Below are 23,839 nucleotides of genomic sequence, written 5' to 3' on the forward strand. Positions count from 1 at the left end.
TTGCGCCAAACACACGTTCGAGTGAAAAAACGCGAATCGTTCGCCCGTGTTGCAAGTCTGGGTGTATGGCTACCGTGGCGCCTGGCGGACAAAAGGGCTCATTGCTGTACTCTTCACCGCCGTGGTGACAACCTCCGGGAGGTCGCTCCAGTCTGCCATCCGGCATCCCGTTCGACGGGGCGGGTCTCCCATCTCTTGCGGTAGCCCCACGTCCCCTCCCCGCGGCGCCCACGGTATCTCCGCATGCCTTCGGGCGATACGGCCGCGACACGGCCGTGCGAGGCGTGGTGCGGCCCGGGTGGCCGTGCACGCACAGGTGCGACACGCGTGCAGGGCGTGTATGTATGGGCCAATCCCCACATCTAGTGGTTGGATAGCGCGAGCAGCCCACAAGTTGTGGTCCCCCGGGTCTTCGAGCCCGCCGCGATCGCCTATGCTGGGGGCTGCTTCGAGGGGCCTGAAGGGCCTTTCGAGGCCGTTGAGTCTGCTGTGAGGAGGGTTCGGAGTCCATGCACTGCCCCTTCTGCAGGCACCCCGACAGCCGTGTCGTCGACAGCCGTACGACCGACGACGGCACGTCGATCCGCAGGCGCCGCCAGTGCCCTGACTGCTCCCGTCGGTTCACGACCGTGGAGACGTGCTCGCTCATGGTGGTGAAGCGGTCCGGGGTCACCGAACCGTTCAGCCGCACCAAGGTGATCAACGGTGTGCGCAAGGCCTGTCAGGGCCGGCCCGTCACCGAGGACGCGCTCGCCCAGCTCGGCCAGCGGGTCGAGGAGGCGGTGCGGGCCACCGGAAGCGCCGAGCTGACCACCCACGACGTGGGGCTGGCCATCCTCGGACCGTTGCAGGAGCTCGACCTCGTCGCCTATCTGCGATTCGCCTCCGTCTATCGGGCGTTCGACTCGCTCGAGGACTTCGAGGCCGCGATCGCGGAACTGAGGGAGACGACGGGGCACCCCGGCGAGGAAGACGACACCGGCGCGGGGAGCCAGGAGAACGACCGCGGGCCCACGGGGGCAGGACAGGTCCCCGAGCCCGCAGGCGCCGCCGACTGATCGGCGGGCCGGACCCGGACTTCGGCGCCCGGGCCCGGCCGGACGGCGGCGAGTGAACAAGACCTGTTGCGGGCGGAGCCAGCGATGCCCGCAACACCAGACAGAACACCGTGCCCACGGGAACAATCGGGGCACTTCAGGGCGTTTTCGCCCGTACAGGGAGGCGGCATGACAGAGACTGCGAGCGGTCCGGCACGGAGTTCCCGCGCCAAGGGCACCAAGGCGGGCAAGGGACTCCGCGTCGAGCGCGTCCACACCACTCCCGGCGTCCACCCCTACGACGAGGTGGCCTGGGAGCGTCGTGACGTCGTCATGACCAACTGGCGCGACGGCTCGGTCAACTTCGAGCAGCGTGGCGTCGAGTTCCCCGAGTTCTGGTCGGTGAACGCGGTCAACATCGTCACCAGCAAGTACTTCCGGGGCGCCGTCGGCACCCCGCAGCGCGAGGTGAGCCTGAAGCAGCTCATCGACCGCATCGTGAAGACGTACCGGAAGGCCGGTGAGGACAACAAGTACTTCGCCTCGCCCGCCGACGCCGAGATCTTCGAGCACGAGCTGGCCTACGCCCTCCTGCACCAGATCTTCAGCTTCAACAGCCCGGTGTGGTTCAACGTCGGCACGCCCCAGCCGCAGCAGGTCTCCGCCTGCTTCATCCTGTCCGTCGACGACTCCATGGAGTCGATCCTCGACTGGTACAAGGAAGAGGGCATGATCTTCAAGGGCGGCTCCGGCGCCGGCCTGAACCTCTCCCGGATCCGCTCCTCCAAGGAACTGCTCTCCTCCGGCGGCAACGCCTCGGGACCGGTCTCCTTCATGCGTGGTGCCGACGCCTCCGCCGGCACCATCAAGTCCGGCGGCGCCACCCGCCGCGCGGCCAAGATGGTCATCCTCGACGTCGACCACCCCGACATCGAGGACTTCATCCAGACCAAGGTGAAGGAAGAGGAGAAGATCCGCGCCCTGCGCGACGCGGGCTTCGACATGGACCTGGGCGGCGACGACATCACGTCCGTCCAGTACCAGAACGCCAACAACTCGGTCCGGGTGAACGACACGTTCATGAAGGCCGTGCAGGACGGCGGCAAGTTCGGCCTGACGTCCCGCATGACCGGCGAGGTCATCGAGGAGGTCGACGCCAAGGCGCTCTTCCGCAAGATGGCCGAGGCCGCCTGGGCCTGCGCCGACCCCGGCATCCAGTACGACGACACCATCAACGCCTGGCACACCTGCCCGGAGTCCGGCCGCATCAACGGCTCGAACCCGTGCAGCGAGTACATGCACCTGGACAACACGTCCTGCAACCTCGCCTCGCTGAACCTGATGAAGTTCCTCAAGGACGACGGCAAGGGCAACCAGTCCTTCGACGCCGAGCGCTTCTCCAAGGTCGTCGAGCTCGTCATCACGGCGATGGACATCTCCATCTGCTTCGCGGACTTCCCGACCCAGAAGATCGGCGAGAACACCCGCGCCTTCCGCCAGCTCGGCATCGGCTACGCCAACCTCGGCGCCCTGCTGATGGCGACCGGCCACGCCTACGACTCCGACGGCGGCCGGGCCCTGGCCGGCGCCATCACCTCCCTGATGACCGGCACGTCGTACCGGCGCTCCGCCGAGCTGGCCGCGATCGTCGGCCCGTACGACGGCTACGCCCGCAACGCGAAGCCGCACCTCAGGGTCATGAAGCAGCACTCCGACGAGAACGCCAAGGCCGTCCGCATGGACGACCTCGACACGCCGATCTGGGCCGCCGCCACCGAGGCCTGGCAGGACGTGCTGCGCCTCGGCGAGAAGAACGGCTTCCGCAACTCCCAGGCCTCCGTCATCGCCCCGACCGGCACCATCGGTCTCGCGATGTCCTGCGACACCACCGGCCTCGAGCCCGACCTCGCGCTGGTCAAGTTCAAGAAGCTGGTCGGCGGCGGCTCGATGCAGATCGTCAACGGCACCGTCCCGCAGGCCCTGCGCCGCCTGGGCTACCAGGAGGAGCAGATCGAGGCGATCGTCGCCCACATCGCCGAGAACGGCAACGTGATCGACGCGCCCGGTCTCGCGCACGAGCACTACGAGGTGTTCGACTGCGCGATGGGCGAGCGCTCCATCTCCGCGATGGGCCACGTCCGCATGATGGCCGCCATCCAGCCCTGGATCTCCGGCGCCCTCTCCAAGACGGTCAACCTGCCGGAGTCGGCGACCGTCGAGGACGTCGAGGAGGTCTACTTCGAGGCCTGGAAGATGGGCGTCAAGGCGCTCGCCATCTACCGCGACAACTGCAAGGTGGGCCAGCCCCTCTCCGCCAAGACCAAGTCGGTCAAGGACACGGAGAAGGCGGAGATCACCGAGAAGACCGAGGCGGCCATCCGCGAGACGGTCGAGAAGGTCGTCGAGTACCGCCCGGTCCGCAAGCGCCTCCCGAAGGGACGTCCCGGCATCACCACGTCGTTCACCGTCGGTGGCGCCGAGGGCTACATGACCGCCAACTCCTACCCGGACGACGGTCTCGGCGAGGTCTTCCTCAAGATGTCCAAGCAGGGTTCGACCCTCGCGGGCATGATGGACGCCTTCTCCATCGCGGTCTCCGTCGGCCTGCAGTACGGCGTGCCGCTGGAGACGTACGTCTCGAAGTTCACCAACATGCGCTTCGAGCCGGCCGGCATGACGGACGACCCGGACGTGCGGATGGCGCAGTCGATCGTCGACTACATCTTCCGCCGCCTGGCGCTGGACTTCCTGCCCTTCGAGACGCGCTCCGCGCTCGGCATCCACTCCGCCGAGGAGCGCCAGCGCCACCTGGAGACCGGTTCCTACGAGCCGTCCGACGACGAGATGGACGTCGAGGGCCTGGCCCAGTCGGCGCCGCGCGCCCAGGAACTGAAGGCCGTCGCCACGCCGAAGGCCGAGGTCGAGGCCGCCAAGCCCGCTCCGCAGCAGGCGCACACCAGCGCCGAACTGGTGGAGATGCAGCTGGGCATCCAGGCCGACGCCCCGCTGTGCTTCTCCTGCGGCACGAAGATGCAGCGCGCCGGATCCTGCTACATCTGCGAGGGCTGCGGCTCGACCAGCGGTTGCAGCTGAAACTGGGCGGAATTGCGTCGGATGCAACATACGACGTAGCTGAACCCGAAGCGTGATCTCTGTGAGGGAGGGGCGTCGGCCCTGGGCTGGCGCCCCTCCCTTTTGCGGTCGGTACACCACGACTGCGTGCGGGGAGCGCGTGTCGCGCCGAAGGCGCGACAAGAGATCGTTCCGGGGGTGCAAGCCCCCTGGAATGACGAACGCCCAGCCTTGTAGGGGGCCGGGCGGTCGTTGCAGTCAGGAACGTTGTGTCCTGCGCGGTGTAGGAACCTGCATGACATCACGTCCTGGTCTGCGATGCAAAAGCAACCAGGAAGGGAGTGATGAACATGGCGAACAAGCGTCAGACCAGCAAGAAGGTCGCCTCGAAGGCCAGCAAGCAGCTGAACAGCCCGAAGGCAACCCCGGCGCAGAAGTCCGTGGCGGCCAGCGCGCTGTCGCAGACGAAGACCGGCAAGACCAAGAAGAAGTGATACCTGGCCGCCCCGGGCCTACACCTGGGGCGGCCAGCCCCGTTTCTGCTGGCCAGGCGTGTCGCCGTAACCGATTCAACGATGTTGCGTTGAATGCAACGTGACCAAAGCGGCTGAATTGGCTGGATCAGCACGTCTGCTACTCGGTGATGGCGTGGTGCACCTTGACCCCGCGCCGGCGATGTTCGCGGCGATGCTGGATGGGTGGGCGACACAGCAGCGGGCCCGCTTCCTCAAGGCGGACACGATCAAGGCGAGGATCGATCTCGTACGACGTTTCGCCCACTTCACGGGGCAATACCCCTGGCAATGGCAGGCCCAGGAGGCTGAAGAGTTCATCAGTCATCTGCGGTCTGGTACGCAGCCGGTGATGGTGTCGACGGCTCGGGGGTACCAGAATGGACTCCGACTCTTCATGGAGTACGTCACAGACGCCCGGTACTCCTGGCCTGCGGTCTGCCAAGAGCGATTCGACGCCGTGCCCATCCAAATCCTGCACGAGTGGAACACGGTGGCGCACACCTCGGAGTACGAGGGGCGCCCGGGTCGGCGGCCGTTGACGTACGACGAAGTGCAATCGCTGCTGGATGCTGCGGATGCCAGGGTTGAGGAGATTCGAGGGCGCCGTCGGAAAGGGGCGCTGGCGGCCATGCGAGACGCCACGCTACTCAAGACCGTGTACGCCTATGGCCTCCGTCGAAGGGAAGCGTGGGGGTTGGATGTTGTTGACCTGCGCCGAAATCCGAAGGCTACCGATTACGGGACCTACGGCGCATTGTTCGTTCGCTATGGCAAGTCGTCACGTGGAGGGCAACCCAAGCGCCGGACTGTGCTAACCGTTCCTGAAATGGACTGGATTGTTCCCGTGCTCCAGCAATGGGTATCAGAAGCTCGTCCACTATTTTCTCCGGGGAGTCACCCCGCGTTTTGGGTGACTGAACGTCGAGGCCGCTTGTCCTCGCGAGGTATCAACGAAGCATTCGAACAAGCTCGGAACGATGCTGGGCTTCCCGAGGCGCTGGATTTGCATTGCCTTCGGCACTCGTATGTGACGCACTTGGTCGAGTTTGGCTATCCTGAGAAATTTGTTCAAGACCAAGTCGGGCATTCTTACGCCTCTACCACCGCCATCTACACCGGAGTCTCCGACGAGTTCCGTAATCGCTTGGTGCAGCAGTCGTTGCAGCAGCGTCATGCCTCCCTCTGGGAGTCGCAGAAATGATTAAGAAGATGGGGTATAACTGGCACCTGCGTCAGATCATGGCAAAGCGAGGAATGTTCCAGACCAGTGACCTTGTGCCGTTGCTTGCCGAGCGGGGTGTGCACCTGTCCCGCGAGCAGGTCTACCGTCTGGTTACTCAGCCGCCGCAGCGTTTGTCCATGGATACCCTCGCCGCGTTGTGTGACATCCTCGATTGCGGTGTTCAGGAACTGATCGAGGTGACCACCGCCGAGCAGTCCGTCCGCAAGACCGGCACCGGGCCATCGGCCGGTCCAAGTGCACCTCCTCAACCACGGCGAGCCTCGATTCGGCGCCCGGACTTCTCGTGAAACGCCATCAGCGCCTGGACCAGGTTGTTGCCCTCCTTGCCCCGCACTTGCCTTCACTGTCACTGTCCGAGCTGCGGGTAGTCGTAGACCGAGTCGCACCAGAGAAGGCTCTGGCCTGGCTACAGGAACACGTTGTCGAGCACTCTGACGCCTTGACCAGTGGCAGCGTGAGGCTACCTATGGCCATGTTCCGGCTGCTGACGGAACTGGAGTCCGCAGGGTGCACAGAAGTGGTCGTCCCGCTATGCGCCAGCTGCGAAAAGCGGCGCGTGCTTCGCTTCACCGACGGCGAAGGCGCACGCATCTGTCAGATGTGCAAAGCACGTGCAACCGCACTTCCGTGCAGTCGCTGCGGGAAGACCGCACCCGTCAACGCCCGAGACACCGGCGGTGTCATCTGCCGGATCTGCTACGGCAGCGACCCCGCGCGGCACGAGGCGTGCACGATCTGTGGGCGCGCGCGCCGAGTGGCGAACCGCGGCCCGGATGGGAAGCCCTTTTGTGCGAACTGCTATTCCCGACCTAAACGGAAATGCGTCCAGTGTGGTGACATGCGGTCCGTCAAAGCAAATACTACGGCTGGCCCGACATGTTCCCGTTGCTATGTTCACCCGAGGCGCCTATGTGGTTCCTGCGGCTGTATCCGACGTATCAAGACCCGTGCGCGAGACGGGCAGCCAGACCTTTGCAGCAATTGCGACCCAGGCCCGGTTATGACTTGCTCCGCCTGCCGGCGTGAGCGTCCTTGTCTCCGTGCCACGACTGATACCCCGGTCTGTCGGAGCTGCCGGGACCGGCCGCAGCGGACGTGCGCTCGGTGTGGTCGCCAGAGGCCGACGACAGCATGGTGGCCCATAGGGCCAGTCTGTGACGGCTGCTACCGCTACATCTGTGTGAACCCAGCTGAGTGTGTCACGTGCGGCGAGCGACGTCCGCTGATCGGTATCGACGAACAGCAGCGCCAAGTCTGTGGCCCCTGTGTAGGTGTTGATCTGACCTATCCCTGCTCCACATGCGGCAACGCAGGCGATATTTATCGGAATGGTGAGTGTGCGCGATGCGTTCTCAGGGATCAGCTGCATGAGCAATTTGGCCCCACTGAAGGTACGCCGCTCCGACCTCTCATCAGCGCTCTCGCCGCAGTAGAAACACCGCGCTCGGTCTTGCTCTGGATGCGGAGGGAAAATAGCGGAGCAACCATGCTACGGGATCTTCTCATCTCGGGATACTCGGTAACACACGAACTGCTCGACACGTTCCCGGGTCGTCAGGCGGCAGTTCACTTAAGGCAGTTGCTCGTCCATGTTGCTGTCCTCCCGGAGCGGGACGAACACGTGGCAGGAATGGAACGCTGGCTGCAGAACTACTTGACCACCGTCGCAGCCCAGCGCCGGAGCATCCTTCAGCCCTACGCGCAATGGGTTGTACTACGGCGAGTTCGACATCAGGCGAGCACCAGAGGTAACACGACATCCACCATCAAGTACGCCCGCACGCAAGTCTCCGTGGCTCACACATTTCTGGCGTGGATCGAAGGACAGGGGCTCTCCTTGGCGGAAGTTCGGCAGCCGCACTTGGACCAGTGGCTTGCTGCCGGCGCGAGCACACGGTGCAACCTGCGTGACTTCCTGCGATGGGCTCGGCGATGCCGTCTCATCGCCGACCTCCAAGTCCCCTGGCGGCCCGACGGGGAGCCCTCCAATTTTTTGGACGAGGACGAGCATCTGGCCTTGCTCCACCGATGCGTTCATGACTCTGGCCTGCCGCTGGACGTTCGGTCAGCGGGGGCCCTGACGCTGCTCTATGGCATGCCCGTAACTCGCATCGCTCAACTGGTGCATGAGGACATCCAGGTCCGCGAGGGCAACGCCTATATTCAGATAGGCAGGCACCCACTGCTGCTGCCGCCCGCACTGGCCCGACTGCTCAATGAGCAGATGGAAAAGGCGACATCGCGGTCCCTCGTGGGGCGCGCAACCCCCAGAGCCGCTAGCTGGATCTTCCCAGGAGCTCTCGCTGGCCGTCCCATCGACGGCCCCAAGCTCTCGGGACGGCTGCTGCGGCACGGGATCGACGTTCGCGCTTCTCGCAACACCGCGCTGATGGCGTTGGCCTCAGACCTGCCCGCACCGATCCTGAGCGAGATGTTGGGCATCCACATCAACACAGCCGTCGAGTGGGTTGGTCATGTGAAACGGGACTGGGCCGCCTACCTGGCTGCGCGGGGAGGGGATGACGACCTCGACATCTTCAGGGCGTGAAGTAGCTGGTCAGGGCGGTGGAGCCGGTCTCGCGGCTCCACCGCCCTCGATGAGCGTGACGTCTGGCTGTTGTGTGTGTGGTGCAACGCGCCGCCGTGTCGAGGGCTTGTCGCGGCGATTGCTCTCGTGGCATGCTCCGGGCCATGATCAAGAGAATCGAGTCCTCCGTCCGCCGATGAGCGGGACGACCGGGACAGGACTGCCCGGATCACCGACAACGCTGTTCGACCACGCGCTGCGGCTACATCAACTGGTTCCGGATGAGCCGCTTCCGCGCGACGGGTACCCCTTTCCCGATGACGCGTTGCACCGTCGCCGAGGCCCGAAGGCACCCAAAGACCGGCACTTGGCCGGCAAGGATATTGCGCTCATTCTGGACATGCATTTCGCGCGGGCCTCCGCCCTGCCCAGCGAACTGGCCGATGTCTTCCACGACGTCTATGTCCCGATTCACCACAACGAGCACATCGCCGCCGCGGCTGCGCGGGTGGACATAGAACGCGCTCGTCAAACGGGCCGCTGGCTGGTCCGCTATGGCACCGATCGCTGCTCAGTCACCGTCGGGCTTGCCCTGCTCGCCGTTGTGGGAACAGCCGACGACATCCCGCTGATTCAGACGATCGGGCTGCTCTCCGACCGCTTCGGGCCGTTGGCGGCGCACGCCTTCGAGCGGCAGACAGGAGGAGTCGAAGCCCTGCTCTGGCTCGCCGAGCGAGTCACCGGCTGGGGACGTGTCTACGTCGTCGAAGCTCTCTGCAGACTCGACGACCCGGCTGCCCGACCATGGCTGCTGCGCAGGGCCTGTGATGGCGACTTCCTCAACGGATACTTCGCCGGCAAGGTCGCCACAGTCACCAGACTCCATGAGGCGCTTGCAGAGCTCGACACTGACAGCGAGATGGTCGACCACATCGGTCGGCTACTCCATCTCATGAGCGACTGCGGGGGGATGGGACTCACCCTCGCTCACTACCCCCATTCGAGAGTGGTCCTGGAAGCTCATGCCCGCCGTGTGGGTTTGCTCAGCCCGACCACGGAGCGCTACTTCACGATCGCGGTTCTCACTCAGCACCTGACTACGGAGCCTTCCGAGGCTGCGGGGTGCACCGCGGCACAACAGGAAGCGCTCCGGGCGACCTACCTCGAGGTGCTCGATCGCGAGGAGTGGACCCAGGCCGCACGTGCCGGGATCGCCGCGGATGACAACCGGATGCGGTGGCTCGCCGACCACCGGGCGCCACAGCTGAGGCTGCGTGCGTTCCCCGATCGAGAGCCAGATGCCGAGGAATAGCGCACGCCAGGAATAAGGGTCTCCGCCAGTACCTGTGGGTTGACCCGCGTGTGAAGCGCGGGTTCAGAAGGGGACCGGCCATCGGCCGGTCCCCTTCGGCCTGTGCCGGAGGTGATCTGCCCACGCTCACCTCTGGCACACGCTCCACGCGTGAGCGATGACTTCGGGCGCCGGATCGGGTCTGCCCCTGCGACACACCCGACCTACGACATCTTCCGGGGCTGCGATGACAACCGTCAGCGTCAATGGGATCACCTTGGGCGTCGAGTCGTTCGGTGCCGACGACGCGCCACTCGTCCTGCTCGTCGGCGGGACGACGATGCTCTCGTGGCCCGACGCGCTCTGCGAGCGCCTCGCCGCCGGCGGGCGCCGGGTCGTGCGCTACGACCTGCGCGACAGCGGAGAGTCGACCACGGCGGACCCGGAGGCGCCCGCCTACACCCTGCGCGACCTCGCCGCCGACGCGGCGGCCCTTCCCGGCGCGCTCGGCGCCGGGCCCGCGCTCCTCGCCGGGATCGGCGTCGGGGGGATGGTCGCCCAGGTGGCCGCGCTCGACCACCCGGGCGCGTTCTCGGCACTCACCCTGGTCGGCACCCGCGCGGTCGCGCCCGGCCCACCCGACGACGACCTCCCCGACCACGACCGGGCGACGATGAACCGGCTGTTCGCGACGCCGATGCCCGACTGGACCCACCGCGAGGCGGTGGCCGACTTCGGCGCCACCGGCGCGGAGGTCCTCGGCGACGACCCCGTCGCCGCGCGCGCGACCGCCGCGCGCATCTGGGACCGCACGCCCGGCACCGCTGTCCCGGTCCAGCTGGCCAACCAGATGGGCATGGTGTTCTCCAGACTCGACTGCGCACCCCGTTGGCGTGAGCGCCTGCCGGAGATCGAGATCCCCACGCTCGTCGTCCACGGTCGCCGCGACCCGTTCTTCCCCGTCGGCAACGGCGAGGCCATCGCGCGCGAGATTCCCGGGGCGCGGCTGCTCGTCCTCGAGGAGGCCGCCACCGCCATCCCGGACGCGGCGGTCGGCGAGGTCGCCGAGGCGATGCTTGCGCTCGGACGCGGGACCGGGCCGGCCGCGCCGGGACGGAATCCGAGCGGACGAGGGGACGCGTGAGCGCATGTGTAAGGGGCGCTTGCCAAGGCGATTGCCCCTTACTCGGCTCCGGGCCGCCGTCAGGGCCGCCGTGTCGCGCCCATCACCCGGGTGAACGTCGCGGGGTCCCCCTCGAAGCCGTGCACGCCGGCCCGGAACTCCCAGGCCCCCGTCCCGTCCCGGACGAACTCGGCGACCGTCGCCGCGGTGGCGCCCGGGACGGCGGCGAAGTCCTCCGCGGCCAGATCCGTGTAGCCCTCACGGATGCGCAGGCCCGGGTTGGTCACGTGGCCGAAGGTCCGGTCCTCGGTGTGCTGCTGTATGGCGACGCCCACCACCACGCGCGCGTACCGGGCGTCCAGCCGCTCCAGCTCCAGCGTCATGACCTCGTCGAAACCGAAGCCCTTGCCGTCCTTGCTGTCCCGGTTGAGATAGATCGTGCCGTCCGGTGAGCGACTGTCGAAGTACACCACGTAGGCAGGGGCGCCGTACGGATCGTCCACCGGATAGGTCCCGGCGACGAGATCCAGGTCGGTGGCCGGCTCTCCCGCCGGACTGGGGTCCCACCGCAGTGCGACCTCGACCTTGCCCAAGCCCTTGCTGAGGCCGTTCACAGACTTCCCCTTCCCAGGTCCCCCGCCCTGCCCGGCCCCCTGAACTGCCGGACGATGACGGCCGGTTGTCCATCCTGCCACGCACCGGGACGAACGCGCGGGCAAGCGCTCCTCCTCAGAGCGACCGGTGCCGTGTTCCTGGCCTTACCATGGCGCGGTGCTGGTCAAGTGGATTCGCTGCACCGTGGTGGACCGCCGCGGTTTCGAGCGGGGGCAGCGGAAGTGGGCGGGGCTTCCGGGGGAGCCGGGTTTTCGGGGGCAGGGGGGTGGCTGGAGCCGGGGGCGGCCGGACGTGGCGCACGTCTTCGCCTTCTGGGAGAGCCGTGCCTTCTACGACTCCTTCATGGCCCGTTCCCACGACAGGCTGGCCTCCGCGCAGGTGGGCACCTTCAAGGACGCCCAGGTCAGGCTCTTCGACTACCGGTTCGACGTGAAGACCGGGTTCGAACCGCGCTTCACCGACGCCGACCTGCTGCGGGTGGCGCTGTGCCGGGTCCACGAGGAACGGGCCGAGCACTACGTCCTCATGCAGGAGAAGGTCTGGAACCCGGCGATGGCCGGCTCGCCCGGCATGATCCGCGGCCTGTTCGGCGAGGCCCCGGGGGACGGGTACAACGAGTACCTCGTGCTGTCCATGTGGCTGTCGGCCGCCGAACACGGAAAGTACCGCACCGAGCGAGTGGAGCGGCTCGCCCTGCGCGCCCAGACGGAGGCCGACATCGCGGCGCTGACGGGCGACATCGTGCAACTGGAACCCTCCTGGACCGTTTGAGATCCGGACCCACGCCGACTCGACCAGGTGTGGAAACTGTGTGACGTACGCCGTACGGGGCCCGTACGAGTGCTTGGTTCCGCCCGTCTCGATCTAGGGTTCTGGCATGGCACGACCACGGCGCATCGTTCTTGTCCGGCACGGCGAGTCGACCGGCAACGTCGATGACACCGTGTACGAGCGCGAGCCGGACCACGCGCTCGCCCTCACCGACCGGGGCCGGGCGCAGGCCGAGGAGACCGGCAAGGGGCTGCGCGAGGTGTTCGGCCGCGAGCGGATCAGCGTGTACGTCTCCCCGTACCGCCGCACCCACGAGACCCTCCGCGCCTTCCACCTCGATCCGGATCTCATACGGATACGTGAGGAGCCCCGGCTGCGCGAGCAGGACTGGGGCAACTGGCAGGACCGCGACGACGTGCGCCTGCAGAAGGCCTACCGCGACGCCTACGGGCACTTCTTCTACCGCTTCGCCCAGGGCGAGTCCGGTGCCGACGTGTACGACCGGGTCGGCGGCTTCCTGGAGAGCCTGTTCCGCAGCTTCGAGGACCCCGACCACCCGCCGAACGTGCTGCTGGTGACGCACGGGCTCGCCATGCGGCTGTTCTGCATGAGGTGGTTCCACTGGACGGTCGCGGAGTTCGAGTCGCTGGCCAACCCCGGGAACGCCGAGATGCGGATGCTCGTTCTCGGTGAGGACGGCAAGTACAGCCTTGACCGGCCCTTCGAACGCTGGCGAGATCCGGAACCGTACGGGATCACCGGATAGAGTGGCAGGGCGATGACCGCTCATTCTTCTCCTGACGGGCGCCTGGACCGGGCCCTGTCCAGCCTGCGCGGACTGTCGGTGGGGGACGCGCTGGGCTCACAGTTCTTCGTTCCCGCGAACTATCCGCTGCTGGGGCGCCGCGAGCTGCCGCCCGGTACCTGGCAGTGGACGGACGACACGGAGATGGCGTGTTCCGTGGTCTGCGTCCTGGCCGCCCACCACCGCATCGACCAGGACGCGCTGGCCCTCTCCTTCGCCCGGCATCACGACTTCGACCGGGGGTACGGTCCCGCGGTCAACCGCCTGCTCCGGCTGGTCCGGGAAGGCGGCGACTGGCGCGAGCTCGCCGCGGCGCTGTTCAACGGGCAGGGCTCCTGGGGCAACGGCGCCGCCATGCGCATCGCGCCGCTCGGTGCCTGGTACGCGGACGACCCGGAACAGGCGACCCACCAGGCGGAGATCTCGGCCTACCCGACGCACCAGCACCGTGAGGCGGTGGTCGGCGCCATGGCCGTCGCGGCGGCCGCGGCGCTGGCCGCCGATCCGGCCGGCCCGCCCTCCGCGCACGCGCTCCTCGACGGTGTGATCGCGCTGGTGCCGAAGAGCGCGGTGGGCGCCGGACTGCGGCGCGCCCGGGACATGCTCGACTACGGCGACGCGACCACTGTGGCTGCGGTCCTGGGCTGTGGCCGGCGTACGACCGCTCACGACACGGTCCCCTTCGCCCTCTGGTCCGCGGCCCGCGCCCTCGGTGAGTACGAGACCGGGTTCTGGACGACCGCCCAGGTCGGCGGGGACGTGGACACGACCTGCGCCATCGTGGGCGGAGTGATCGCGGCCGGGAAGGCCGGGGCGCCCCCGGCCGAGTGGGCGGGGCGGGTCGAGGCGCTGCCCGCCTGGCTGGCGACCACCGCCTGACCGACCTTCCCCGGAAACTCTCCGTGCGCGAGGGGAACTCTGTGTGACCATCGGCGCGTTGTCATGACAACCGCTGCCCGGGGTGTGGCCACGGGCGGGTCCGGAAGGTCATGGGGGTGTGGGCCGTGGAGGCACTGTCGGTGTTCGCCGCGCTGTTCGCCGCGCTGTTCTTCGTGCTGTCCGCCGCCCCGCCGAGACGCGCTCGGGCGACCGCGAGCCGGCCGGGCGGGCCCCGGTGGGCGTGCGGTACGCCCACCGGGGGACCCCGCCCGGCCCGGGGCCCCGCGGGGTCAGCCCATACCCGGCCCGGCCGTGCCGGAGAGGGCCTCCAGGTCGCTCTTGCGCACCCGGATCACCAGCCAGGCCGTGGCCAGCGCGAGCACGGCCATGGCGGCGGCCGGGATGAAGGCGGCCGAGATGCCCTGTGCCAGCACGTCGTGCGACCAGGGCGCGGGCAGCTGGTGGGTCTGGGCGAACTCCGCCTTCTGCTCCGGCGAACCGTTGGTGAGGAAGTCCGGCACCTGTTGCTTCGCCTCGTCCCGACTGGCCGTGCCGAAGACCGTCGTCAGGATGGCGAGACCGATCGATCCGCCCACCTGCTGCATCGCGTTGAGCAGACCCGACGCCGCACCCGCCTCGTGCTGGGCCACCCCGGAGACCGCGGTCAGCGTCAGCGTCACGAAGTTCAGCCCCATGCCGAAGCCGAAGATCAGCATCGGTCCCAGGATCCCGCCGACATACGAGCTGTCGGAGCTGATGAGGGCCTGCCAGCCGAGCCCGAGCGCGGCGAGTGCCGAACCCGCGATCATGAACGGCTTGGGGCCGAAGACGGGCAGGAAGCGCTGCGACAGACCCGCGCCGAGCGCGATCACGACCGTGACCGGCAGGAAGGCCAGACCGGCCTCGATGGGGGTGTAGCCGAGCACGTTCTGCACGAACAGCACGATGTAGAAGAACATGCCGAACATCGCCGCGGCCAGGCTCAGCATGATCAGGTACGTGCCGGAGCGGTTGCGGTCGGCGAACATCTTCAGCGGCGTGATCGGTTCCTTGGCCCGCTGCTCGATGAGGACGAAGGCGAGCAGCAGGACCGCGGCGGCCGCGAAGGAGCCGATGGTCAGGTTGTCCCGCCAGCCCTCGTCGGCGGCCCGGATGAAGCCGTAGACGAGAGACGCCATACCCGCCGTCGAGGTCACCGCCCCGGCGATGTCGAAGCGGCCGGAGTGCCGTTCGGACTCGCTGATGTAGAGCGGCGCCAGCACGGCGATCAGCACACCGATCGGCACGTTGACGAAGAGCACCCAGCGCCAGTCGAGCCACTCGGTGAGCATGCCGCCCGCCAGCAGGCCGATGGCGCCGCCACCTGCGGACACGGCGGCGAAGACGCCGAAGGCCCGGTTGCGTTCCGGCCCCTCTGGGAAGGTGGTGGTGATAAGGGCCAGCGACGTGGGCGACGCGATCGCGCCTCCCATGCCCTGCAGGACGCGCGCCGCGAGGAGCTGCCAGGGTTCCTGGGCGAAGCCGCCGAGCAGCGAGGCGAAGGTGAAGAGCAGGATGCCGGTCATGAAGACGCGGCGCCTGCCGAGGATGTCACCGGCTCGGCCGCCGAGCAGGAGCAGGCCGCCGAAGGTGAGCGTGTAGGCGCTGACGACCCAGGTGAGGTCGGTGGTGCTGAAGTCGAGCGCGTTCTGAATGTGCGGGAGCGCGATGTTCACAATCGTCGCGTCGAGTACGACCATGAGTTGGCAGGCCGCTATGACGGCGAGTGCGATGCCGGGATGCCCCTCCCGGCGGGCCGCTCCCGGCTTCTGGTCTTTGATCAGAGAAGAGGTTGTCACTATGTGTCCCCCACGATGACTTAGTGAACGCTCGCGTTCACTGTTGCTTCAACGTTAGTGACCCGGAGACAGTGAACGCAACCGTTCACTTGTCGTGTCGTCGCGCGTCCGGTCCCCCGTCGTGGCCGCGCGAGGCGTGCTTCATCCCCGAATACCCGTTTTCACCGCTTTCTGGAGACCCCCGACATGGTTCCTTCGCACTGGGCGGCCGCCTCCGCCCAGACGCCCTCCCGCCGGCGTGGCGCGGTCCTGGAACGCGCGATCCTCGAGGCCGCGCTGGACCAACTCGGCACCGTCGGCTGGAACGGCCTGACGATGGAGGGAGTGGCCGCGGGCGCACAGACCGGCAAGGCGGCCGTCTACCGGCGCTGGCCGTCCAAGGAAGACCTCGTCGCGGATGCGCTGCGGTCCGGGCTGCCGGACTTCGACACCGTTCCCGACCTCGGAAGCGTGCGCGAGGATCTGCTGGAGCTCTGCCGCAGGGCGCGCGACGCGATGTACAGCCGCCCCGGATTCGCTCTGCGTTCCGTCATTCACGAATGCGACACCAGGCAGGCGGAGCGCTTCCATGCCGTGATCATCAAGGGGGTGGTCGAGCCGACCCTCAAGGTGCTGTGTGAGGTCATCAACCGCGGAATGGAGCGGGGAGAGGTCCGGCACGACGCGGCCAACGGATACGTCTTCGACGCCATCCCGGCGATGATGATGTATCGATCGAAGATTTGTGCAAGTGAATGGACGGACCGCGAGCTGGAGGAAATGATCGACCAGCTGATGGTCCCGCTATTGCGGCCCGACGGCCCCTGACCCCGGCCGACGAGGAGACCGGCCCCGTTCGGGCAACCGGGGTGTCGCCGGGGGATCGCAGCGGCGTACGCTAGGTGCGCCATGCCGTACGAACCACCTACTCACACCGTCGAGCGCTCTCTTCGCGCCACGACCGGAGCGAAGATCATTGCCGGTGTCGACGAGGTGGGGCGCGGCGCGTGGGCCGGCCCGGTCACCGTCTGTGCGGCGATCACCGGACTGCGCCGACCCCCGGTCGGCCTGACCGACTCCAAGCTGCTCACCATCAAGCGACGCACCGAACTCGCCGTGGAGTTGCGGACCTGGGTCACGTCCTACGCCCTGGGGCACGCCTCACCGGAGGAGATCGACGCGCTGGGCATGACCGCCGCGCTGCGCCTGGCGGCGGGGCGTGCCCTGGAGACCCTGCCGGTCCGTCCCGACGCCGTCATCCTCGACGGCAAGCACGACTACCTCGGCGCCCCGTGGCGGGTTCGTACGGTGATCAAGGGCGATCAGTCCTGCGTCGCCGTCGCGGCGGCCTCGGTGCTCGCCAAGGTCCAGCGCGACAAAATGATGGCCGAACTGGGTGTCGACCATGCAGACTTCGGTTTTGCGGACAACGCCGGGTATCCGTCGCCCGTGCACAAGGCCGCACTGGCGGAGCGGGGCCCCACCCCGCACCACCGGTTGTCGTGGGCGTATCTTGATGCGCTGCCCCAGTGGCGGCACCTCAAGAAGGTCCGCAGTTGGGTGGACGGAAGCGTTCCGGAAATCGAGGGTCAGCTCGGATTCGATTTCTGACGGTTCCGCTCGCAGGCATGTGCCACCCGCCGACGCGAGCCGCACCAACGTTTGATAGATATCAGCTCATGCCTCTCATTCCCGAGGAGCCTCAGATTCACGAGAAGGCCCAGGGTCCCCGCGCCACTCCGGCCAGTGGCCGCACCGCGCCGACCCCCCGCCCCGTACCCGGCCCCCGTCCCGCGGCTCCGCCGCGCCCCGGCCGTCCCGGCCCGGTGCGGCCGGCACCGCCGGCGCAACGCGTGTCGCGCGACACGGTCGCGGCCCAACCCGGACCCTCGGGTCCGGCCACCCCGGCGGCCGCCCCGGCCGCCCCAGCCGCCCCGCAGATCCAGTTGATCCCGGCCACGCCGGACGGCGCGCTCGACGCCGCCGAAGAGGCCGTGGACCTGCTGCTGGACTCGGGCCGTACCCCCGGCGACGTGCTGGTGATCACCACCGGCGAAGTCCACCCGTGGGCGGCCCACGAACTGTCCTTCGGCGATGCCGCCTACTGGGCGCAGCACGACGCGGGCGACGACGTCTTCTACGCCGACGCCGCCGTCGCGGACCGTGCCGCGTCGCGGGCCGTGGTCGTGGTCGCGCTCAACGGCGGCCCAGAGGCCGCCGCCGTCACCGCCCTGACCGTGGCCCACTCGCGGGCCGGCGCCCTGCTGATCGTCTGCGGCGATCCGCAGCGGATCAACTCGGTGCTGGGCGCGGGCGTCTGACTCCGTTCCGCCGAGTGCGGCGGACGCCGGTGTGACCCCGGGGCGCTGTCCGGAACCCCCCCGTACGGAGGCGGTTCCGGCGTGCCCGGGTACCCGACGACATCCGGCGCCGTAGCGGATCGGTCGGGTCACGGGCGAGTCGGGTCGCCCCTCGGGCAGGTCCGCTGTGGCCCCCGAGCCCGGACTTCCGGGGTGCTCAGCGGGCCGCGGCGCGGCGCAGCACGTCCGAGGCGACGCCGCCGGTGCGTGGTGGCGGGGGCGGGGCTTCCGCCGTGGCGAAGGGCTCCGGCGCCGACGCCGCGTTGGGCCGACGCCCGCCGCGGCCCTCGCCGAGGACCTGCCAGCCGTCCCGGGTCAGCGTGATGTACGCGCCGCAGCGCAGCCCGTGCAGTGTGCAGGCGTCCCGCAGCCCCCACATCCACGCGCCGTCCTCCTGCGTCCAACGCGCGTCGCCCTCACGGCAGTAGAGCAGCACGGCGGTGCGCACGGGAGTGCGGCGCCGCAGGTCGTGCGGAATGACCCGGCGCAGCTGGGAGAGCAGTGCGTTGCGGAACATCCAGCCGTCGGCGGGGGAGCGGCGGCTGGTGAACGAGGCGCTGGCGCGCAGTCGTTCGTCCGGGTCGAGTACGGCCACGACCGCCGTCGCCGGTTCGGGGCGGTGCCGCGCGTGCAGTCCGGAGACGACCTCGCGAGGATTGCGCAGCAGCGGGATCCCGGCGGCGGCCCACTCCGCCGGTTCGAGCATGCGAGTGGCGGAAGCGGCGGACGACGAAAGCGAGGCCGCCGAGGACGGAGCGAATCCGAAGGTCACGTTCCTCCCTTCGGCTACGCGCCCATACTGCGGGCAGGGTCGGATTCGGGGAGCGCGCACCGCAGCGAAGCCCTGCCGGGTCACGGAGGGGCCGTGCGGGGAGCGGACTTCAATTCTTCCTGTCGAACTGGGATGCGGCAACGAGCAATTGAGCCCGAGGACCCATATCGGCTGATGTGCGTCCTATATCCCTACCCGGAGTGTCTCCGGACGACGCATGGGGCACGGCACGCGTCGCGGTCCGTTCCGGATTCGCCGATTGTCAGTGCCATCGGGTTGCATGGGGGCATGGACCACGTGGAACTCCGTACCGAAGCCGACACCGTCCTCGCCGAGCTCGTCGGTGACCGTGCGGGCTCGGCACGGCTGCGGGAGGATCAGTGGCAGGCGGTGGCGGCCCTGGTGGAGGAGCACCGGCGCGCTCTGGTGGTGCAGCGCACCGGCTGGGGCAAGTCGGCCGTGTACTTCGTCGCCACCGCCCTGCTGCGCCGGCGTGGCGCGGGGCCCACGGTGATCATCTCCCCGCTGCTGGCGCTGATGCGCAACCAGGTCGAGGCGGCCGCGCGGGCCGGGATCCGGGCGCGCACGATCAACTCGGCCAACCCGGAGGACTGGGACACGATCCACGGGGAGGTCGAGCGGGGTGAGACCGACGTCCTCCTGGTGAGCCCGGAGCGCCTCAATTCCGTGGACTTCCGCGATCAGGTGCTGCCGAGGCTCGCCGCCACCACCGGTCTGCTCGTGGTGGACGAGGCGCACTGCATCTCCGACTGGGGCCACGACTTCCGCCCCGACTACCGCCGACTGCGCACGATGCTGGCCGAGCTGCCGGCCGGGGTGCCCGTGCTGGCCACCACCGCGACCGCCAACGCGCGGGTCACGGCCGACGTGGCGGAGCAGTTGGGCACGGGAGCCGGGGACGCCTTGGTGCTGCGGGGGCCGCTCGACCGGGAGAGCCTCCGGTTGGGCGTGCTCGAGCTGCCGGACGCGGCGCACCGGCTGGCGTGGCTGGGGGAGCGGCTGGGAGATCTGCCCGGGTCCGGGATCATCTACACGCTGACGGTGGCGGCGGCGGAGGAGGTCGCGGCGTTCCTGCGCCAGCGGGGGTACCCGGTGGCCTCCTACACGGGCAAGACGGAGAACGCCGACCGGTTGCAGGCGGAGGAGGACCTGCTGGCGAACCGGGTGAAGGCGCTCGTGGCGACCTCGGCGCTGGGCATGGGCTTCGACAAGCCCGACCTGGGGTTCGTCGTGCACCTGGGGTCGCCTTCGTCCCCCATCGCCTACTACCAGCAGGTGGGACGTGCGGGGCGTGGGGTGGACCACGCGGACGTCCTGTTGCTGCCGGGGCGGGAGGACGAGGCGATCTGGGCGTACTTCGCCTCGGTGGGCTTCCCGCCGGAGGAGCAGGTCCGGCGCACGCTGGCGGTGCTGGAGGAGGCCGGGCGGCCGATGTCGCTCCCGGCGCTCGAGCCGCTGGTGGACCTCCGCCGTTCGCGGCTGGAGACGATGCTCAAGGTCCTGGACGTGGACGGCGCGGTCAAGCGGGTCAAGGGCGGCTGGACCGCCACGGGGCAGGCGTGGGCCTACGACGCGGAGCGGTACGCGTGGGTGGCCCGACAGCGGCAGGCGGAGCAGCAGGCCATGCGGGACTACGTGGCGACCACGGGGTGCCGGATGGAGTTCCTGCAGCGGCAGCTCGACGACGAGAAGGCGGCCCCCTGCGGTCGGTGCGACACCTGCGCCGGACCCTGGCTCGACCCGGCCGTCTCCTCCGCGGCCCTCGCGGCGGCGACGGGCGAGCTGGACCGTCCGGGCGTGGAGGTCGAGCCGCGCAAGATGTGGCCGACCGGGCTCGCCGCGGTGGGGATGGACCTCAAGGGCCGCATTCCCGCGGGTCAGCAGGCCCTCACCGGGCGGGCGCTGGGGAGGCTGTCGGACATCGGCTGGGGCAACCGTCTGCGGCCGCTCCTGTCGGCGCAGGCGGCGGACGCCCCGGTCCCGGACGACGTGCTGCGCGCCGTCGTGACGGTGCTGGCCGACTGGGCCCGCTCACCGGGCGGCTGGGCCACCGGCTCCCCCGACGCGGTGGCGCGGCCCGTGGGTGTCGTCGCCATGCCCTCCCGCACCCGCCCCCAGCTGGTCGCCTCACTGGCCGAGGGAGTGGCGCGGGTCGGCAGGCTCCCGCTGCTGGGCAGCCTCGCCCACACCCCGCACGCCGACGAGTACGCCGCCCACCGCAGCAACTCGGCCCAGCGGCTGCGCGCCCTCGCCGAGTCGTTCACCGTGCCCGGCGAACTCGCCACCGCCCTGGCCGGTACTACCGGCCCGGTCCTGCTCGTCGACGACTACAGCGACACCGGCTGGACCCTGGCCGTGGGCGCACGCCTCCTGCGCCAGGCCGGTGCCGACGAGGTGCTCCCGCTCGTCCTGGCCCTGGCCGGTTAGGGGTTCCGGTCCTCGGAGCCGGTCCGGGACCGCACAAGGTGACGTGTCCCTGCGGACAGTTATCCACAGGCCAAAGCGGAGCCTCCCGATCCGCGAGATCGTCGAGTCATGACGAACCACAGCGAAACGACTGGATCCTCCGAGAACGGTGACATCTCGCAGGCCGCACAGCCGGGTCGGACGCACCGCGCCCCGCACGAGGGCCCCGGAGACGAACGCCAGGTCACCCTGCGCACCCCCGCCGAACTCGCCGACGCCCTGCCCTACCTGCTCGGATACCGCCCCGAGGACAGCATCGTCCTGGCCGCCCTGCGCGACAGGGACGGGCGGGGCCGGTTCGGCGGCCGCGCACGGCTCGGCATCCCGGCGAGCCCGGACGACTGGGCGGGCGCGGCCGGGCAACTGGTCCACGGTCTGGTGACCGGAAGCGAGCGGCGCGGGGTGCGGCCCGAGCAGATGGTCGCCTACCTCTGCCAGGAACCGGGCCGGGGCGAGACCGGCAGGGACGTGATGGAGCGACTGCGACCGCTGGCCCAGAAGCTGCGCGTCGAGTGCGGCGCCCTGGACATTCCCGTCGTCGAAGCACTGTGCATCTCGGACGGACGCTTCTGGTCGTACTGCTGCGACGAAGCGGCCTGCTGCCCGGCCGAGGGCCTCCCCATGGGACTGCCGGGCACGTCCGTGCTGGCCGCCGCGGCCACCTACGCCGGTATCCAGGTGCGCGGCTCGCTCAGTGAGCTGCGGGCCAGGATGCTGCCCAGGGAGGACGCGGTGGCGGTCGAGCAGACGGCGGCCCTCGACGCGGCCGCCGCGGTGCTGGTCTCCCGGATCCTCGACGCCGACGGCCGCGCGGAGGTGGCCGAGGAGACGCTGGAGGCGGCGGAGCGGCTCATGCGACGCCTCACCGAGGCCCCGCCCGTGTCCGGCGTGCCGGCCGAGGACCTGCGTGACGACCAGCTGCTGGGGCACGACGAGGCGGCGGCGTTGATCCTGGGACTCCAGGACCGTACGACACGCGACCGCGCGGCCGCATGGATGGAGGGCGACGAGGCGGCCCCCGCGATGCGCCTCTGGCGGGCCCTGGCCCGGCGCTGCGTCGGGCCGTACGGCGAGCACGCGGCCGCGCCCCTCACCCTCGCGGGCTGGGTCGCATGGTCCACCGGTGACGAACTGGAGGCTCGGGAGGCGCTGGCCATGGCCCTCGGCGCGGATCCCGACTACCTCTTCGCCCGACTCCTGCACCAGGCGTGCAACGAGGGTCTCGACCCCGAGTCGATCCGCCGCTGCCTGCGCGAGGGCAGGGAAGGCGGCGAGGGCGCGGGAGCCGCCACCGCGGACGACGACGCACACGGCGGTCCGTCCGGGGCGCGGGAGCCCGTCCGGTCCTCGGCGGCCTCACCGCCCGGCGGTCGGCGTCGCAACCGCTCCCTCTCCCCGCCGCCCCATGCCGTCCGCCGCCGCCCGCCTCGGGAACGCCGGTCACAGGCCGGAAGGCGGCTCGCCCGGACGGGGCGGGTACGGCGGGGCGCGGAAGCCAAGACAACGGCGAGTGCCCCTGACACGGGTGGCCGCGGCCTCGGGGACCTGCGCGGGTGCCGCGGGTCGCCCTGCTCGCCGGCGTCGTGGTCCTGAGCTGGTGCGACGCGTCCTCGCGCAGCGCGCGGGAACGGGCGGTGAGGCGCAGGCCGGAAGGAAGTGGATCAGTACCCGAAGCGGTTGGCGCAGGGAGTGTTTATCGTCAGGCAGACGACTATGATCGCCGCATGCCCTACGACCCGTCAGCCTTTCCGCCCTTCGCCGTCACTGTGGACCTGGTCGTGCTGACCGTGCGTCGTCACTCCCTGTGCGCGCTGGCGGTGCGCCGGGGGGAGCCTCCGTTCCAGGGCCGGTGGGCCCTGCCCGGCGGGTTCGTACGGGCGGACGAGGACCTGGCGCAGGCGGCGGCGCGGGAGCTGGCCGAGGAGACCGGGCTGTGCGTCCACGACCCGGCCGCGCCCAACCAGGACCACGGCGCCCACCTGGAGCAGCTCGCGACCTACGGTGACCCCGAGCGCGATCCCCGCATGCGGGTGGTCAGCGTCGCCCACCTCGCACTCGCCCCCGACCTGCCCGCACCGCGAGCGGGCGGCGACGCCAGCAACGCCCGCTGGGCACCGGTCGAGGAACTGCTGGAACAGAGCGGCTACGGCCGGGCCGGCGAGGCGGTGGCGCCGCTCGCCTTCGACCACGCCCGGATCCTGGCGGACGGGGTGGAGCGGGCCCGCTCCAAGATCGAGTACTCGTCACTGGCCACCGCCTTCTGCCCGCCCGAGTTCACCGTGGGCGAGTTGCGCCGTGTCTACGAGGCGGTGTGGAGCGTGGCGCTCGACCCGCGCAACTTCCACCGCAAGGTGACGGGCACTCCGGGCTTCCTCGTCCCCACCGGCGGTACGACCACCCGCCAGGGCGGCCGTCCCGCTCAGCTCTTCCGCGCGGGCGGCGCGACCCTCCTCAACCCCCCGATGCTCCGCCCCGAGGTGTGACGCCGGGCCCGCACGATGCCCGAAAAACCGGATATCACACGC

20 protein-coding genes are annotated in these 23,839 nt (G+C 69.3%); 17 read left to right on the forward strand and 3 right to left on the reverse strand.

Annotation, left to right across the window (positions count from 1 at the left end; all coding sequences use genetic code 11):
- Positions 1–509: 509 nt before the first annotated feature.
- The 8 genes from nrdR (at position 510) to BZZ08_RS05975 (ending at position 10,829) form a co-directional block, all read left to right on the forward strand.
- Positions 510–1,058, forward strand: coding sequence for a transcriptional regulator NrdR (nrdR, locus tag BZZ08_RS05945; protein ID WP_003973218.1), 549 nt, complete (start codon positions 510–512; stop codon positions 1,056–1,058).
- Between the two features lie 168 nt (positions 1,059–1,226).
- Entirely contained in the window at positions 1,227–4,130 is a 2,904-nt protein-coding gene (locus BZZ08_RS05950; RefSeq protein ID WP_104631072.1) for a vitamin B12-dependent ribonucleotide reductase, read from the forward strand.
- Between the two features lie 329 nt (positions 4,131–4,459).
- The gene (locus BZZ08_RS38940; protein ID WP_198601319.1) at positions 4,460–4,603 is read left to right on the forward strand and encodes a hypothetical protein; all 144 of its coding nucleotides are present in this window, start codon (positions 4,460–4,462) and stop codon (positions 4,601–4,603) included.
- 100 nt (positions 4,604–4,703) lie between these two features.
- Positions 4,704–5,825: a tyrosine-type recombinase/integrase gene (locus BZZ08_RS05955; protein WP_104631073.1), complete on the forward strand. Its 1,122-nt coding sequence runs from the start codon at positions 4,704–4,706 to the stop codon at positions 5,823–5,825.
- A complete protein-coding gene (locus BZZ08_RS05960) occupies positions 5,822–6,154 on the forward strand; it encodes a helix-turn-helix domain-containing protein (protein ID WP_104631074.1) in 333 nt (110 codons plus the stop codon). Before BZZ08_RS05955 ends, BZZ08_RS05960 begins: the two co-directional genes overlap by 4 nt.
- A 1,706-nt stretch (positions 6,155–7,860) precedes the next feature.
- Positions 7,861–8,415: a hypothetical protein gene (locus BZZ08_RS38560; protein WP_133169150.1), complete on the forward strand. Its 555-nt coding sequence runs from the start codon at positions 7,861–7,863 to the stop codon at positions 8,413–8,415.
- A gap of 175 nt (positions 8,416–8,590) precedes the next feature.
- Entirely contained in the window at positions 8,591–9,706 is a 1,116-nt protein-coding gene (locus BZZ08_RS05970) for a hypothetical protein (protein WP_198601312.1), read from the forward strand.
- A 226-nt stretch (positions 9,707–9,932) separates the two neighbouring features.
- Positions 9,933–10,829, forward strand: coding sequence for an alpha/beta fold hydrolase (locus tag BZZ08_RS05975; RefSeq protein ID WP_104631076.1), 897 nt, complete (start codon positions 9,933–9,935; stop codon positions 10,827–10,829).
- 59 nt (positions 10,830–10,888) lie between these two features.
- Here BZZ08_RS05975 and BZZ08_RS05980 read toward each other — a convergent pair whose 3' ends face one another.
- Positions 10,889–11,422, reverse strand: coding sequence for a TerD family protein (locus BZZ08_RS05980; protein WP_104631077.1), 534 nt, complete (start codon positions 11,420–11,422; stop codon positions 10,889–10,891).
- Between the two features lie 157 nt (positions 11,423–11,579).
- On the opposite strand from BZZ08_RS05980, the gene BZZ08_RS05985 reads away from it, so the two are divergent.
- From BZZ08_RS05985 to BZZ08_RS05995, 3 genes are all read left to right on the forward strand, one after another.
- Entirely contained in the window at positions 11,580–12,194 is a 615-nt protein-coding gene (locus BZZ08_RS05985; RefSeq protein WP_104631078.1) for a YdbC family protein, read from the forward strand.
- Positions 12,195–12,300: 106 nt separating this feature from the next.
- Positions 12,301–12,960: a histidine phosphatase family protein gene (locus BZZ08_RS05990; protein WP_104631079.1), complete on the forward strand. Its 660-nt coding sequence runs from the start codon at positions 12,301–12,303 to the stop codon at positions 12,958–12,960.
- A 12-nt stretch (positions 12,961–12,972) separates the two neighbouring features.
- The gene (locus BZZ08_RS05995; protein ID WP_104631080.1) at positions 12,973–13,878 is read left to right on the forward strand and encodes an ADP-ribosylglycohydrolase family protein; all 906 of its coding nucleotides are present in this window, start codon (positions 12,973–12,975) and stop codon (positions 13,876–13,878) included.
- Positions 13,879–14,168: 290 nt separating this feature from the next.
- Here BZZ08_RS05995 and BZZ08_RS06000 read toward each other — a convergent pair whose 3' ends face one another.
- Complete coding sequence (locus tag BZZ08_RS06000) at positions 14,169–15,716, reverse strand: MFS transporter (protein WP_104631081.1); 1,548 nt, start codon at positions 15,714–15,716, stop codon at positions 14,169–14,171.
- Positions 15,717–15,902: 186 nt separating this feature from the next.
- Here BZZ08_RS06000 and BZZ08_RS06005 point away from each other — a divergent pair, with 186 nt between their 5' ends.
- From BZZ08_RS06005 to BZZ08_RS06015, 3 genes are all read left to right on the forward strand, one after another.
- Positions 15,903–16,523, forward strand: a complete 621-nt coding sequence (locus BZZ08_RS06005; RefSeq protein WP_104631082.1) for a TetR/AcrR family transcriptional regulator — start codon at positions 15,903–15,905, stop codon at positions 16,521–16,523.
- 81 nt (positions 16,524–16,604) lie between these two features.
- On the forward strand, positions 16,605–17,306 hold the full coding sequence (locus BZZ08_RS06010; RefSeq protein ID WP_104631083.1) for a ribonuclease HII: 702 nt from the start codon (positions 16,605–16,607) through the stop codon (positions 17,304–17,306).
- Between the two features lie 68 nt (positions 17,307–17,374).
- Entirely contained in the window at positions 17,375–18,016 is a 642-nt protein-coding gene (locus BZZ08_RS06015) for a hypothetical protein (protein ID WP_104631084.1), read from the forward strand.
- A gap of 196 nt (positions 18,017–18,212) precedes the next feature.
- Here BZZ08_RS06015 and BZZ08_RS06020 read toward each other — a convergent pair whose 3' ends face one another.
- Positions 18,213–18,827, reverse strand: a complete 615-nt coding sequence (locus BZZ08_RS06020) for a hypothetical protein (protein ID WP_104631085.1) — start codon at positions 18,825–18,827, stop codon at positions 18,213–18,215.
- Positions 18,828–19,115: 288 nt separating this feature from the next.
- On the opposite strand from BZZ08_RS06020, the gene BZZ08_RS06025 reads away from it, so the two are divergent.
- The 3 genes from BZZ08_RS06025 (at position 19,116) to BZZ08_RS06035 (ending at position 23,797) form a co-directional block, all read left to right on the forward strand.
- Positions 19,116–21,275, forward strand: coding sequence for a RecQ family ATP-dependent DNA helicase (locus tag BZZ08_RS06025; protein ID WP_104631086.1), 2,160 nt, complete (start codon positions 19,116–19,118; stop codon positions 21,273–21,275).
- Between the two features lie 108 nt (positions 21,276–21,383).
- The gene (locus BZZ08_RS06030) at positions 21,384–22,907 is read left to right on the forward strand and encodes a DUF4192 domain-containing protein (protein ID WP_104631087.1); all 1,524 of its coding nucleotides are present in this window, start codon (positions 21,384–21,386) and stop codon (positions 22,905–22,907) included.
- 131 nt (positions 22,908–23,038) lie between these two features.
- Complete coding sequence (locus tag BZZ08_RS06035) at positions 23,039–23,797, forward strand: NUDIX hydrolase (protein WP_104631088.1); 759 nt, start codon at positions 23,039–23,041, stop codon at positions 23,795–23,797.
- The last annotated feature ends 42 nt before the right edge of the window (positions 23,798–23,839 follow it).

Source organism: Streptomyces sp. MH60 (assembly GCF_002939385.1).
In the GTDB taxonomy this organism is placed as follows: Bacteria; Actinomycetota; Actinomycetes; order Streptomycetales; family Streptomycetaceae; genus Streptomyces.